At 41.0% G+C, this 13,235-nt stretch carries 12 protein-coding genes; 11 read left to right on the top strand and 1 reads right to left on the bottom strand.

Annotated features, from left to right (window positions below; translation table 11 throughout):
• Positions 1 to 171 precede the first annotated feature (171 nt).
• Complete coding sequence (locus KXJ59_RS15740) at positions 172 to 909, bottom strand: abortive infection system antitoxin AbiGi family protein (protein WP_295206788.1); 738 nt, start codon at positions 907 to 909, stop codon at positions 172 to 174.
• A 265-nt stretch (positions 910 to 1,174) separates the two neighbouring features.
• On the opposite strand from KXJ59_RS15740, the gene rpsA reads away from it, so the two are divergent.
• The 11 genes from rpsA (at position 1,175) to KXJ59_RS15685 (ending at position 13,170) form a co-directional block, all read left to right on the top strand.
• Positions 1,175 to 3,079 carry a 30S ribosomal protein S1 gene (gene rpsA, locus KXJ59_RS15735; RefSeq protein WP_295206786.1) on the top strand — a complete coding sequence of 635 codons (1,905 nt, stop codon included), beginning with the start codon at positions 1,175 to 1,177 and terminating at the stop codon, positions 3,077 to 3,079.
• 258 nt (positions 3,080 to 3,337) lie between these two features.
• Positions 3,338 to 4,162, top strand: a complete 825-nt coding sequence (gene bamD / locus KXJ59_RS15730) for an outer membrane protein assembly factor BamD (RefSeq protein WP_295206784.1) — start codon at positions 3,338 to 3,340, stop codon at positions 4,160 to 4,162.
• The gene (locus tag KXJ59_RS15725; protein ID WP_295206782.1) at positions 4,131 to 4,475 is read left to right on the top strand and encodes a DNA-directed RNA polymerase subunit omega; all 345 of its coding nucleotides are present in this window, start codon (positions 4,131 to 4,133) and stop codon (positions 4,473 to 4,475) included. The genes bamD and KXJ59_RS15725 overlap by 32 nt, the downstream gene beginning before the upstream one ends.
• A 199-nt stretch (positions 4,476 to 4,674) precedes the next feature.
• The gene (coaBC, locus tag KXJ59_RS15720; protein WP_295206781.1) at positions 4,675 to 5,871 is read left to right on the top strand and encodes a bifunctional phosphopantothenoylcysteine decarboxylase/phosphopantothenate--cysteine ligase CoaBC; all 1,197 of its coding nucleotides are present in this window, start codon (positions 4,675 to 4,677) and stop codon (positions 5,869 to 5,871) included.
• Positions 5,864 to 6,784 (top strand): DUF4835 family protein, encoded by a 921-nt coding sequence (locus KXJ59_RS15715; protein ID WP_295206779.1) that lies wholly within the window; start codon positions 5,864 to 5,866, stop codon positions 6,782 to 6,784. The genes coaBC and KXJ59_RS15715 overlap by 8 nt, the downstream gene beginning before the upstream one ends.
• The gene (locus tag KXJ59_RS15710; RefSeq protein WP_363266291.1) at positions 6,781 to 7,152 is read left to right on the top strand and encodes a DUF4296 domain-containing protein; all 372 of its coding nucleotides are present in this window, start codon (positions 6,781 to 6,783) and stop codon (positions 7,150 to 7,152) included. Before KXJ59_RS15715 ends, KXJ59_RS15710 begins: the two co-directional genes overlap by 4 nt.
• A 13-nt stretch (positions 7,153 to 7,165) precedes the next feature.
• Complete coding sequence (locus KXJ59_RS15705; RefSeq protein ID WP_295206775.1) at positions 7,166 to 7,870, top strand: CoA transferase subunit A; 705 nt, start codon at positions 7,166 to 7,168, stop codon at positions 7,868 to 7,870.
• 93 nt (positions 7,871 to 7,963) lie between these two features.
• On the top strand, positions 7,964 to 8,620 hold the full coding sequence (locus KXJ59_RS15700) for a 3-oxoacid CoA-transferase subunit B (RefSeq protein ID WP_295206774.1): 657 nt from the start codon (positions 7,964 to 7,966) through the stop codon (positions 8,618 to 8,620).
• Between the two features lie 67 nt (positions 8,621 to 8,687).
• Entirely contained in the window at positions 8,688 to 9,158 is a 471-nt protein-coding gene (locus KXJ59_RS15695; protein WP_295206772.1) for a peroxiredoxin, read from the top strand.
• A gap of 254 nt (positions 9,159 to 9,412) precedes the next feature.
• A complete protein-coding gene (locus KXJ59_RS15690; protein ID WP_295206770.1) occupies positions 9,413 to 9,775 on the top strand; it encodes a T9SS type A sorting domain-containing protein in 363 nt (120 codons plus the stop codon).
• A 119-nt stretch (positions 9,776 to 9,894) separates the two neighbouring features.
• The gene (locus tag KXJ59_RS15685) at positions 9,895 to 13,170 is read left to right on the top strand and encodes a hypothetical protein (protein ID WP_295206768.1); all 3,276 of its coding nucleotides are present in this window, start codon (positions 9,895 to 9,897) and stop codon (positions 13,168 to 13,170) included.
• Positions 13,171 to 13,235: the final 65 nt, after the last annotated feature.

The following is a 13,235-nucleotide window of genomic DNA, read 5'->3' as shown; positions in this document are numbered from 1 at the left end:
TTTACTTCATGCTGTGAGTAGCATTTGGCAGATGAACAGGGGAGAAGTAAAACTAAATGTTATTCTATAGCTGTGTAACTGGCGCCAAGTCTCCAAGGAAGTCCTTTGGGCCTCTACGAGAGACACAGGCGATGAATATGCTGTGGAGAAGGACCCCTTTGTTGTAAACAATTAAATATCAGTCATAATTTGCTCCGTCGTCAATATTCTAGTCATTAATCGTTCAACACTTGAATATGGCATTGTTGCATTTGCATTCCTAATTATGTCGATAATTTCTTGAATTTCGCTCTCTTTTTGCACAAAGATATAGTTTATGTCATCTGGAGTAAATTCTAATCTTATGTGCTCTAGCTTTTTATTTGCCTTTGCTTTTTCTTCCGCATTTTTTGGGACAATATATGGAAAGGCTGAACCTAGAATATCAAGAGACGGTATATATCTCCATTCTCTTTCATCTGAAAACCGATAATTTTCTCTTGTTATCTTTTTTGTTTTTAATGTGCCTTCATAATTCTTCATATAACTCATTATCTCAGTAACTAGTTGAAATAGTTTATTTTCAAGTTTACCTTCTAATACTTTTTTGTATATGTCTTCAAAGTCCTTTCTAATATTATGACTAATAGTAGAATTCCCATCGAAATATAAAACCGGGTTTAAACCATTTTTCTTCGCCCATTCCTTTTTTAGTCCTATTCCGTAATTACCATAGGATTCTAAGTGATAGTCAAGTTCAGATAATGGGAGATCGCTCAAACTAACCATTGGAAAAGCTCCATTGATAGAACCTCCCTTAGTTTTAATATCTTCTTGACAATATTTTACTTTAAATCCTTCTTTCAGAATTCCAACTAAGTACGCCTTTTGAGTAGTTAAGTGAATTAAGGTGCTTGAACTTAAACTCATATTTATTTAATGTTTGGTAATCGATTAAATTGTTTACAACTTGTCATTTCCGTACCCATTATGCAAATCCCATTTTAATACAACGATTTACGAAATGGCGACACTTAATAAATATACAAAAATACTCCTATATCTCCTGAAAATCCCCCTCAAAAACCACCCATCCACCTCCCAAACCCCAACTTTCGGACTTTCCGACCACCAGACTTTCGGACTTTTTCCCTACTTTTGCACCCCCGATTTATTAAACCATCGGGACTATTTTATGAACATTTTCCGTAAACAATTAAACGCAGATGCTCAGGAGAACACTGGCGCCCCAGAGGCAGCAGAAGTTACTACTGCGACAACAAATGCACCTGTAGCAGCGGCGCCTGTAGTAGTAGAAACAGCGCACGATGATTTTGACTGGAGCATCGACAAACGTAATGTGAGTCATTATGCCGAGTCTGAAAGAGTTAAATACGATAAAGTGTATGACGACACTTTCGTACAGATTGAAGATGGCGAAATCGTAAGAGGTGGTGTAGTGGCCCTTACTAAAACAGATGTGGTTGTAAACATCGGTTTTAAAAGTGATGGTCTCGTATCACTGAACGAATTCCGCGATGTTCAGGGTCTGAAAATTGGTGACGAAGTAGAAGTTATGGTGGTAGAGAAAGAAGACCGTCAGGGTAATCTGCACCTCAGCCGTAAGTCTGCCCGTATCTTCCGTGCATGGGAGCGTATCGTTGAAGTTCACAAAACAGGTGAAGTAATTACCGGTACCGTAACCAGCAAAACCAAAGGTGGATTGATCGTTGATGTATTTGGTATGGAAACATTCTTACCAGGTTCTCAGATCGATGTAAAACCTGTAACTGATTACGATCAGTTTGTGGGTAAGACCATGGAGTTTAAAGTAGTTAAGATTAATGAAGCGATCAAGAATGCCGTTGTATCACATAAGGCACTGATCGAAAGCGATATCGAAGCACAGCGTGCAGAGATCATGAGCAAACTCGAAAAAGGCCAGGTATTGGAAGGTGTGGTGAAAAACATCACAGATTTCGGTGCATTTATGGACCTCGGTGGTTTGGATGGTTTGTTGTACATCACCGATATTTCATGGGGCCGTATCTCTCACCCAAGCGAAGTGGTGAAGATGGACCAGAAATTACAGGTGGTGGTACTGGATTTCGACGACGACAAAAAGCGTATCAGCTTAGGTCTGAAGCAGTTAACTCCACACCCATGGGATGTGCTGCCTGAAGGTTTGTCTGAAGGTTCAGTAGTAAAAGGTAAAGTGGTAAATATAGAAGATTACGGTGCATTCTTAGAAATTCAGCCTGGTGTTGAAGGTCTGGTACACGTATCTGAAATTACCTGGGCCAATACTCCGATCAATGCGAAGGAATTCTTCAAACTGGGCGATGAGTATGCAGCCAAAGTGGTTACCCTCGATAAAGATGCCCGTAAGATGAGTCTCAGTATTAAGCAGATGAGCGATGATCCATGGAGCACTATCGAAACCAAGTTCCCTGAAAGCAGCAAACACAAAGGTCTGGTGAAAAACATCACGCCGTATGGTGTGTTTGTTGAACTGGAGCCAGGAATCGGCGGTATGATCCACATCAGCGACCTGAGCTGGCTGAAGCGTTTCAACCACCCAAGTGATTATACCAAAGTGGGAGAACATATCGATATCATCATCCTCAGCATCGATAAAGAAAACCGTAAACTGCAGTTGGGTCACAAACAACTGGAAGAAGATCCCTGGAATGCCCTGGAAGACACTTTCGCTGTTGGAACCCTGCATGAAGGTACCGTTACCCGTAAGGACGATAAAGGTGCCCTTGTGCAACTGCCTTATGGTTTAGAAGGTTTTGCGCCTAACCGTCACCTGAACAAGGAAGATGGTACGCAGGTGAAAGCCGACGAAACTGCACAGTTCATGGTGATCGAATTCGATCGCAATGAGAAGCGTATCGTGTTGAGCCATGCCCGTATCTGGGAGAAAGTAGTAGCTGAAGAAAAGGAAATTGCCAAGAAAGAAGCGAAAGCTGAGTCTGACAATACCAAGAAAGCAGTGAAAAACATCCAGGCGAAAGTAGAAAAAGCCACCCTGGGCGACCTGGGCGCTTTAGCCGAAATCAAGGCCAAACTGAAGGAAGGAGAAGGCGATAACTAATCGTCTTCGTTTGAATAGGTAAAGAAAAAGGCTGTTCTGCTGTGCAGAGCAGCTTTTTCTTTTAACAGAAGAACAGAGAAACAGAAGAATTTCCAACGTCGAAGCGTAGGGAATCAATGGAAATTGGACATTTCTCTGTTTCTCTGTTCTTCTGTTGTTCTGTTGTCCTGTTTTTTACCTTTTTCTTAACTCCCTGATAATCAATTCTCCAATTCAAGTTTCTAAATTGCCGGTAATTAACTAATTTTGCCAACTTGTATGAATAGGATCGGACTCATTTTACTGGCATCTGTTATATTGGTTTCCTGCTCCAATAAGTTCTCTAAGACCTTAAAGAGTAAGGATTATGAGTATAAGTATAAGATGGCGGAACAGTATTACGCAAAGAAAGATTATACCAAGGCACAAGTGCTCTTTGAAGACATCTTTCCATATGTAAAAGGAACAGCAAGGTATGAGGACATGTATTACAAGTTCGCCTACTCATATTATTACCAGGCCGATTACCTGAATGCGGAGAACCTGTTTAAGAGTTTTGTAGAAAACTTCCCGAACAGTACCAAGGGAGAGGAGTGCGATTATATGCGTGCCTACTGTTATTTCAAACAGTCGCCCAAGGTAGATCTTGATCAGACCAATACCAATAAAACCATGCAGTTGATGCAGGTATTTATTAATACACACCCGAGTTCGAAAAGGGTGCAGGATGCAACTGATATTATTGATAAGTGCAGAGAGAAACTGGAAGCCAAAGAGTTTAAAGGAGCAGAGCTCTATTATAACCTCGGTTTCTATAAAGCAGCAGCCATAGCATTCGCCAATGTATCGGATAATTTCCCCGATTCAAAAAGAGCAGATGAATACAAGCTGCAGGTGATAAAAGCTTATTTCCGTTATGCGGAGATGAGTTATGAAGAGAAACAGAAAGAACGTTTTGAAAAAGTGATTTCAGAATGTGTGGATTTCCAGGATCGCTATGCAGACAGTAAGTACCTGGATGAAGTAAATAAATTCAAATTACAATCAACAAATTATATTAAAAACCAGAAAAATGAGCAAGCTAAGAAGGCAAATGAGCGCTAATACCGCTAGTGTGGTTGAAACAAAAAGCCTGATATCGATTAAAGCGAAAACAGGTAACCTCTACGAATCTATCGCTATCATTGCGCGCAGAGCCAACCAGATCAATGTGTCGCTGAGAGAAGAGCTGCACAATAAACTGGAAGAGTTTGCCAGTCATACAGACAGCCTGGAAGAGATTCATGAGAACAAAGAGCAGATTGAAATTTCACGTGCCTATGAGAAAATGCCCAATCCGGCCATTCTCGCAACACAGGAATTCATGGAAGGTAAAATCTACCACAGAAGAAACAACGATAACGACCTTTTCAGATAAGGCGCTTATCCTGAAATAATTTTATGAAAACGACAGTTATTATGACTGTCGTTTTTTTGTTACTTTGAGGAAGGGTAGTGAGTAGTCAGTAGTGAGTGGTGAGTAGTGAGGTAGGCTGATTCAATGTAAGGTTAAGACCCAAGTGTCGTCAGCCTTCTTTACTCACTACTGACTACTCACTACTCACTATTCAACGACCATGCTAAAAGGAAAAAAAATACTCATCGGCATCACAGGAAGCATTGCTGCTTATAAAACCATTACACTGGTTCGCCTGCTAATAAAAGCGGGTGCTGAAGTAAAAGTAGTGATGACACCTGCAGCCCGTGAATTTGCCTCACCTGTTGTACTCTCCACATTATCTAAAAACACAGTGATACATGACCTGGTAGAAGGCGATGCCTGGTCGAACCATGTAATGCTGGGTCGTTGGGCCGATGTAATGCTGATAGCTCCGCTTAGTTGTAATACATTGGCTAAAATGGCCAATGGTTTATGTGATAATGTATTACTGGCTGTATATCTCTCTGCTACCTGTCCGGTGGTAATAGCGCCCGCCATGGATGAAGACATGTGGCATCATCCCTCCACTAAAAGAAACCTGGTGCAACTGGTAAAAGATGGCAATCACCTGATAGAAGTAGGCAAAGGTGAATTGGCAAGTGGTTTATTTGGTGATGGAAGAATGGCCGAGCCGGAAGAAATAGGCCAGTACCTGATAGAAAATTTTTTCAGAACCGATGAACTGAAAGGACAGAAAGCAATGGTTACCGCGGGCCCCACTTATGAAGCCATTGACCCCGTTCGTTTTATCGGCAATCATTCATCGGGTAAAATGGGTTTTGCCATTGCAGAAGAATTATACCTGCGTGGCGCAGATGTAACCTTGATTACAGGTCCAACAAGTCAGCAAACAAATTATAAAGGGATTACTATAAAGCCCGTAGTATCGGCAGATGATATGTATAACGCAGCCGTGGCAGCATTCGATGGTGCGGCTATTGCAGTAATGTCGGCAGCTGTAGCAGATTATAAGCCTGTACTGGCTTCACAGGAGAAGATCAAGAAAAAGCAGGATGAATGGAGCATTGAATTGGTAAAGAACAAAGACATTTTACATCAATTGGGTCAGCAAAAAAAGAAGGGTCAGTTTCTGCTGGGTTTTGCATTGGAAACCAATAATGAAAAAGAGAATGCGCTCAGTAAACTCAAGGCAAAAAATGCGGATGGTATTGTATTAAATTCACTGAACGATAAAGATGCGGGCTTTGGTGTTGATACCAATACGGTAACCATCTTTCATCAGTCGGGAGAAGAAATGAAAGTGGCCTTGAAATCAAAGAAAGAAGTAGCGACAGATATTGTTTCATTTATCATAAAGCACCTGCATGTATAAAAAAATCATCAGTCTATTATTGCTTGCATGCATTGTATGCGAAGCGGGTGCCCAGGAACTGCAGGCAAGGGTAACCGTATTATCGAACAGGGTAACGACCAATATCGACAGAAAAATATTTACCACCCTGCAGAATCAGTTGACTAATTTGCTGAACAACAGAAAATGGACGAATGATAACTATAAACAAAATGAAAAGATAGAGTGCAGTTTTATCCTCAATATTGAAAGTGTTCTGGAGCCGAATATTTATAAAGCTTCTTTAAATATTCAGGCAGCAAGACCCGTGTATCATTCATCGTACCAGGCAGCCATGATTAATTTTCAGGATGCAGATGTGGCATTTAAATATGTAGAATTCCAGCCAGTAGAGTTTAATGAAAACAGGGTACAGGGTACCGATGCAACTGTAGCCAATTTAACGGCCATTTTTGCTTTTTATGCGTATACCATTCTCGGACTCGATTACGATTCTTTTGCACCCAAAGCAGGAGAAGCCTATTTCAGGAGAGCACAGAATATTGTAAACAATGCACCGGAAGGAAGGGGTATTTCGGGCTGGAGAATTTTTGACGGGTTGAGAAACCGATACTGGCTCAACGAAAACCTGATTAATACAAGGTATAATACCATACACGATATCATTTACGGTTATTACAGAAAGGGGCTTGATAATTTATACGATAAAGAAGCTGAAGCTAGGGCGGGTATTATCAATGCGCTGATACAGTTGCAAACATTTGGTAAGGAAAATCCGAATACCATGATTCAGCAATTCTTTATGCAGGGTAAGTACCAGGAGTTGGTGGGTGTATTTAAAAAGGCGCCTGCCGGAGAAAAAGCCAAAGCGGTTGAATTACTGAGTGAACTGGATGTGATCAACGCATCAAAATATAAAGAAGAACTGCGATGAGAGTAATGACCGGTGCATGTATAGTCTTCCTGTTCCTAATGCAGATGAGCTGTAGGAATGAAACGAAAACAGCTATTATACCCGTTGATAGTATGAAACTGATTATGTGGGATATGATGAAAGCCGACGAATGGTTCAACAGAAAGATCATACAGGATACCAATGCCATCCGGAACAAGGAAGACGTGAAATTGTATGAAATGGTTTTCAAAATACATGGTGTTTCGCGGGAAAGATATTTTGCCAGTTACCGCTATTATGAAGGCCGGCCTGTTTCTTTTAAACGCCTTCTCGATTCACTTGATGCACTCTCAAACAGAGAACGTTTAAAGCGGTATGAAATTGAAAGAGGGCAACCCAAAAAATAAATGCAACTGATCTATGAATAAAGTATACAGGAATGCTGCGGAAGCTATTAATGATATACAGGATGGCGCTACACTGATGTTAGGTGGATTTGGCCTGAATGGTATACCGGAAAATTCTATAGCAGCATTGGTAGAGAAAGGAATAAAAGGACTTACCTGTATTTCGAATAATGCAGGTGTGGATGATTTCGGACTGGGCTTATTACTCAAGACAAGACAGATCAAAAAAATGATCAGCAGCTATGTGGGAGAGAATGCGGAGTTTGAAAGACAGTTGCTGAGTGGAGAACTGGAAGTTGATCTTATTCCTCAGGGAACGCTGGCTACGCGTATACAAATGGCCGGTATGGGTATCCCTGCATTTTTTACACCCGCAGGTTACGGTACCGAAATAGCACAAGGAAAAGAAGTACGTGTATTCAATAATAAACCACACCTGATGGAAATGGCACTTCATGCAGATTTTGCAATGGTGAAAGCTTGGAAAGGCGATACATTGGGTAACCTGGTCTTCAGAAAAACAACACGCAATTTCTCTACATCAATGGCAAAGGCCGGCAATATTACGATTGCAGAAGTAGAACACCTGGTGCAGCCGGGAGAACTCGATCCCGATGAAATTCATGTTGCCGGTGTATATGTACATCGCATATTTGAAGGAAAGAATTATGCAAAAAGAATTGAGCGGAAGACAGTGAAGTTAGTGAGTAGTGAGTAGTCAGTAGTAAGTTAGGAGTTAGGAGAAACAAATTACTCACTACTGACTACTCACTTTGATCTACCCTAACAAAATATTAAAATAACTTATCTCATGGCTTTAGATAAATTTGGTATCGCAAAAAGAATTGCACAGGAACTGCGGGATGGCATGTATGTAAATCTTGGCATCGGCATACCCACGCTTGTGTCTAATTTTATTCCTGATGGTATGACGGTTATTTTTCAGAGTGAGAATGGTATTTTGGGAATGGGTCCATACCCCACAGAAGAAGCAATAGATGCTGATCTGATTAATGCAGGTAAAGAAACCGTAACAGTAATACCCGGTGGTGCATTCTTCGACAGTGCTGAAAGTTTCGGCATGATCAGGGCCGGAAAAATTGACCTGACAGTATTAGGTGCTATGGAAGTAAGTGAAACAGGCGATATAGCCAACTGGAAAATACCGGGTAAAATGGTAAAAGGCATGGGCGGTGCCATGGATCTGGTAGCCAGTGCCAGAAATATCATCGTAGCCATGATGCATACCAATCCGAAAGGAGAAAGTAAATTATTACCTAAATGCAGTTTGCCACTCACAGGTGTGGGTTGTGTAAAAAAAGTAGTGACAGAATTAGCCGCACTTGATATTACTGCAGAAGGGTTTGTATTACTGCAACGCGCTCCCGGTGTTAGTGTGGAGGAAATAAGGGCCAAAACAGCAGGTAAGCTGATCATACCCGATCACGTTCCTGAAATGCAATTGTAAATTGCATTCAACTTTTTTCACCTATTATTGTTTTTTATAGTATCGTTCAACAATTAAATCAAATCATATGAGTATTCAGGCCGGTGCAGTGGCACCCGATTTTTCTCTTTTCGACACAGACAAGAACAAAGTATCATTGGCAGACCAAAAAGGAAAAAATGTAGTAGTACTTTTTTTCCCTTTGGCATTTACAGGTGTATGTACAACCGAGTTATGTAATGTTCGCGATAATATCTCATTGTATAATAATACCAATGCAGTGGTGTTTGGTGTATCGGTAGATTCACTTTTTTCATTGGGTAAATTCCGCGACGAACAGAAACTGAATTTTCAGTTGCTGAGCGATTTTAATAAAGAAGCAGCCAAAGCATTTGGCGTTTTATACGATACTTTCCCGGCTTTTGAAATGCAGGGTGTAAGCAAACGTGCTGCTTTTGTAATTGATGCTGCAGGAGTGGTTAGATATGCAGAAGTATGTCCGACACCCGGTGATCTACCGAATTTTGCAGCTATCCAGCAAACACTTAATAGTCTGTAAGAACAGTATAATATCGAATATCCAATATCGAATTTCGAAGTTGGATATTCGATATTCATTATTCTTCCTGTCTTTTTCAAGCCCCCTATTTATCTATAGCAGTTAAGCAAAAAAAGAGTAGAGGAACACAAAAAAGCCCAATTCACCACTTCTACATTCAATATTCTACATTCAATATTCATTATTCCCCGGGTTTTAACAGTCCTTTTTGTAAAAATCACATCATTTAACTAATTTAGAGTATTATTAAACCCATGGGAAAAAGGTACACAATACTTTTACTGGTATGCATGACCCTCGGAAGCAGCTTTGCATCCGACCCGGTGTTTAATGTGGGTAAGCTCACGGAGTTCCCCGAACTGCAATCTAAAGTAACCCGTTTCTATCCCAACCCTGCTACCACCGTTATTAACTTTGAGTTTGACAAATCGGTTGATAAAACTTACAGCCTCTTAATCTGTAATTTCCTCGGCAAGCGTATGACAGAAGTTCGTATCACTGAACCCAAAGTAGTCATCAACCTCGATGACCAGTATTACCGTGGTCTTTATATTTACCAATTACGCGATCAGCGTAATCGTATTGTGGAGTCTGGTAAGTTTCAGGTAGTGAAATAACAGACAGTTCCTGCATTATTATTCATTCGTCATTTCAGGCTTCCTTCCGTAATTTTTTTCCTTATATTTAATGCTGTCCCGTTTGTAACGGGATGATTAACCAAGCTAATGCTAATCATATGAAACTGATTATTCAATCCATTGTAAGGATACTGGTAATGCTATTACCGGTAATGAGTGTGGCACAAAATAAAGCTGCCGGTTCTCCGGAATTTAATACAGCCACATTTTCCAACCTGCGTTTTCGGTCTATCGGTCCTGCAGTAACTTCAGGGCGTATTTCAGATTTTGCGGTAAACCCAGCTAATCATAGTGAATACTATGTTGCCAGTTCTGCAGGTGGTGTATGGAAAACAACAAATCATGGAGTTACGTTTCAACCCATATTCGATGCACAGGGTTCGTACTCGATTGGTTGTGTAACAATTGATCCGAATAACAGTAATGTAATCTGGGTAGGTTCAGGTGAAAATAATAACCAGCGTTCACTTTCCTATGGTGATGGTATCTATAAATCGGAAGATGCTGGAAAAACCTGGAAAAATATGGGACTGAAAAATTCAGAGCATATTGCGGAAATCATCGTAGACCCAACCAATTCCAATATTATTTATGTAGCTGCTTATGGTCCGGTATGGAGTGAAGGTGGAGAACGGGGCGTATATAAATCTACCGATGGTGGTTTAACCTGGAATGCCATTAAAACAGTGAGCAGTTATACGGGATGTAACGACCTGGTAATGGATCCACGTAATCCGAATGTATTATACGCATCCTTTCACCAACGTATGAGAAAGGTATTTACTTATATCGGCGGCGGACCTGAATCTGCTTTATATAAAACAACAGATGGGGGCGATACCTGGAAAAAAGTAGAAGGCGGTTTTCCTGGTGGTGAACTGGGGAGGATTGGACTGGCCATCAGTCCTGTAAATCCGGATGTATTGTATACGGTGGTGGAAGGAAAAGACAACAAAGGAGGAATCTATCTTTCCAAAGACAAAGGACAGAGCTGGGAAAAGCGAAGTGGTTTTGCAACATCAGGAAATTATTACCAGGAAATTGTTTGCGATCCCCAAAATGTTAACCGCATTTTTATTACCGATGTGTATTATAAAGTAAGTGATGATGCAGGTAAAACAGTATACAATTTAGGAGAAATCAATAAACACATCGATAACCATGCTGTCTGGATAGATCCCAATGATACAGATCACCTGCTGGTGGGTTGCGATGGTGGTATCTATGAAACATGGGATTTTGCAAAGAGCTGGGATTTTAAATCGAACCTGCCTGTAACACAATTTTATAAAGTGGCTACCGATAATGCCTATCCATTTTATAGCGTACATGGTGGAACTCAGGATAACCTGAGTTTGGGCGGACCCAGCAGAACAACATCTGGAAATGGTATTGTTAACAGCGACTGGTATATCACATCCATTGGTGATGGTTTTGAAACACAGGTAGATCAGTCAAACCCCGATATCATCTATGCACAAAGCCAGTATGGAGGCTTGGTTCGCTTCGACAGAAAAAGCGGCGAGTACTATGGCATTAAACCATCAGAAGGAGAAAATGAAGCTGCCTACCGCTGGAACTGGGATGCACCATTGCTGATTAGTCAGCATGATAATGCACGCTTATATTTTGGTGCCAATAAAGTATTCAGAACAGATGACCGCGGCAATAGCTGGAAAGTAATCAGCCCGGACCTGACCAGACAGATTGATCGGAATAAATTTGAAGTGATGGGTAAAGTATGGTCTGTAGATGCCATCGCAAAAAATGGGAGTACAGATATTTTTGGTCAGCTTACATCGATAGCCGAATCAAAACTCAACCCTGAAATGCTTTGGGTAGGTACTGATGATGGCCTTATACAATTAACCACCGACGGAGGAAAAAACTGGACGAAGTTCGATAAACTGCCCGGTGTTCCTGAAATGAGTTATGTACATCAGATTATTGCATCGCTGCATGATGTAAATACAGCTTATGTATGTTTCAATCATCATCGTTATGGAGATTTCAAGCCTTATGTGTTAAAAACAACCGATGCCGGTAAAACATGGAAACCTATACAGTCTAACCTGCCACAGAGAGGAAGTGTGTACAGTATTGCGGAAGATCATGTAGATCGCGATCTGCTATTTGCAGGAACAGAATTTGGTGTTTTCTTCTCCAATAATGGCGGACAGGAATGGATTCAGTTAAAAGCAGGTCTACCCGTTGCTGCTGTTCGCGATATTGAGATTCAGAGAAGAGAGAATGACCTGGTACTGGCTACTTTCGGAAGAGGTTTTTATATTCTCGATGATTATAGCGTATTACGTTCCTTCAAAAAAGAAACGATGGCTAAAGATGCAGTGATTTTTCCTGTGAAAGAAAGCCTGATGTATATTGAAAGGTTTCCACTGGGTTTAAGGGATAAAGGTCATTTGGGTAGTAGCTATTTCAGTACACCCAATCCACCAGTTGGTGCCGTGTTTAATTACTATATTAAAAGCGAGAGTAAAAAACTGAAAGATATCCGGACAGAAAATGAAAAAGCGAAGAATGAAAAAGGAGAAAAAGTGTATTATCCTTCTATCGACAGTTTAAGATTGGAAGATAATCAGCCCGACCCTTATTTATTATTTACCATTCGCGATAAAGCAGGAGATGTGGTGCGGCATCTAAAAGCACCAGCTAAAAAAGGGCTGCAAAAAATTGTATGGGATTTCAGGTATGCCACACCTGCGCCTGTGGTTGGCAGAACAATACCTGCACCTGATCAATTATTTGGTGGAGAAGAAAAAGGACACCTGGCCATGCCGGGTGAATACACTGTTTCATTATCGAAATATGAAGATGGCCAACTCACCGAAATAGCCGGCCCTGTTAGTTTCACCTGTAAACTGTTGCAACAAAGCAGCCTGCCGGTAAATATGGAAGATAACCTGTCGTTCTACAAGCAGGTAGCTTCATTGAGAAAAGCAGTGAGTGCTACAACTGATATTTATGCGACCATGCGCACCAGGTTAGCAAATATAAATGCAGCGGCACAGGATATAGCAGCATCGCCCAAAGCAGTGGTGGAGAAAGCATATGCACTTACACTTAAACTGAACGAAATCGGAATACAACTGACAGGTGATGCTACTAAATCGCGTCGCGAATTTGAAACGCCACCATCTGTAGCAGCCAGAGTAGGAGATGTGGAAGGAGGTGTGTGGAACTCAACATCTGCTATCACCACAACTTATCGTAACGACTATGCCATTGCATCCAAAGGTCTAAGCAGTGTATTGACAGCTATGCGTAAACTGGATGAAGAAATATTGGCGCTCGAAAAACAATTGGAACTGAACAAGGCCCCATATACACCCGGCAGATGGCCGGATTGGAAGTGAGGAGATTAATTCAAAATTCAAAAGCCAAAATTCAAAAAGCGAAGATCATTTATCTACTCATTTTT

It is taken from the genome of Sediminibacterium sp. (assembly GCF_019264485.1).
GTDB lineage: Bacteria > Bacteroidota > Bacteroidia > Chitinophagales > Chitinophagaceae > Sediminibacterium.
Note: the sequence above shows the minus strand (reverse complement) of the source record. Positions and strands in the feature narration are given on the sequence as shown.

Coding starts and splice junctions, on each gene's coding strand:
- KXJ59_RS15740 (WP_295206788.1), bottom strand. CDS start 909: ATGAGTTTAAGTTCAAGCACCTTAATTCACTTAACTACTCAAAAGGCG.
- rpsA (WP_295206786.1), top strand. CDS start 1,175: ATGAACATTTTCCGTAAACAATTAAACGCAGATGCTCAGGAGAACACT.
- bamD (WP_295206784.1), top strand. CDS start 3,338: ATGAATAGGATCGGACTCATTTTACTGGCATCTGTTATATTGGTTTCC.
- KXJ59_RS15725 (WP_295206782.1), top strand. CDS start 4,131: ATGAGCAAGCTAAGAAGGCAAATGAGCGCTAATACCGCTAGTGTGGTT.
- coaBC (WP_295206781.1), top strand. CDS start 4,675: ATGCTAAAAGGAAAAAAAATACTCATCGGCATCACAGGAAGCATTGCT.
- KXJ59_RS15715 (WP_295206779.1), top strand. CDS start 5,864: ATGTATAAAAAAATCATCAGTCTATTATTGCTTGCATGCATTGTATGC.
- KXJ59_RS15710 (WP_363266291.1), top strand. CDS start 6,781: ATGAGAGTAATGACCGGTGCATGTATAGTCTTCCTGTTCCTAATGCAG.
- KXJ59_RS15705 (WP_295206775.1), top strand. CDS start 7,166: ATGAATAAAGTATACAGGAATGCTGCGGAAGCTATTAATGATATACAG.
- KXJ59_RS15700 (WP_295206774.1), top strand. CDS start 7,964: ATGGCTTTAGATAAATTTGGTATCGCAAAAAGAATTGCACAGGAACTG.
- KXJ59_RS15695 (WP_295206772.1), top strand. CDS start 8,688: ATGAGTATTCAGGCCGGTGCAGTGGCACCCGATTTTTCTCTTTTCGAC.
- KXJ59_RS15690 (WP_295206770.1), top strand. CDS start 9,413: ATGGGAAAAAGGTACACAATACTTTTACTGGTATGCATGACCCTCGGA.
- KXJ59_RS15685 (WP_295206768.1), top strand. CDS start 9,895: ATGAAACTGATTATTCAATCCATTGTAAGGATACTGGTAATGCTATTA.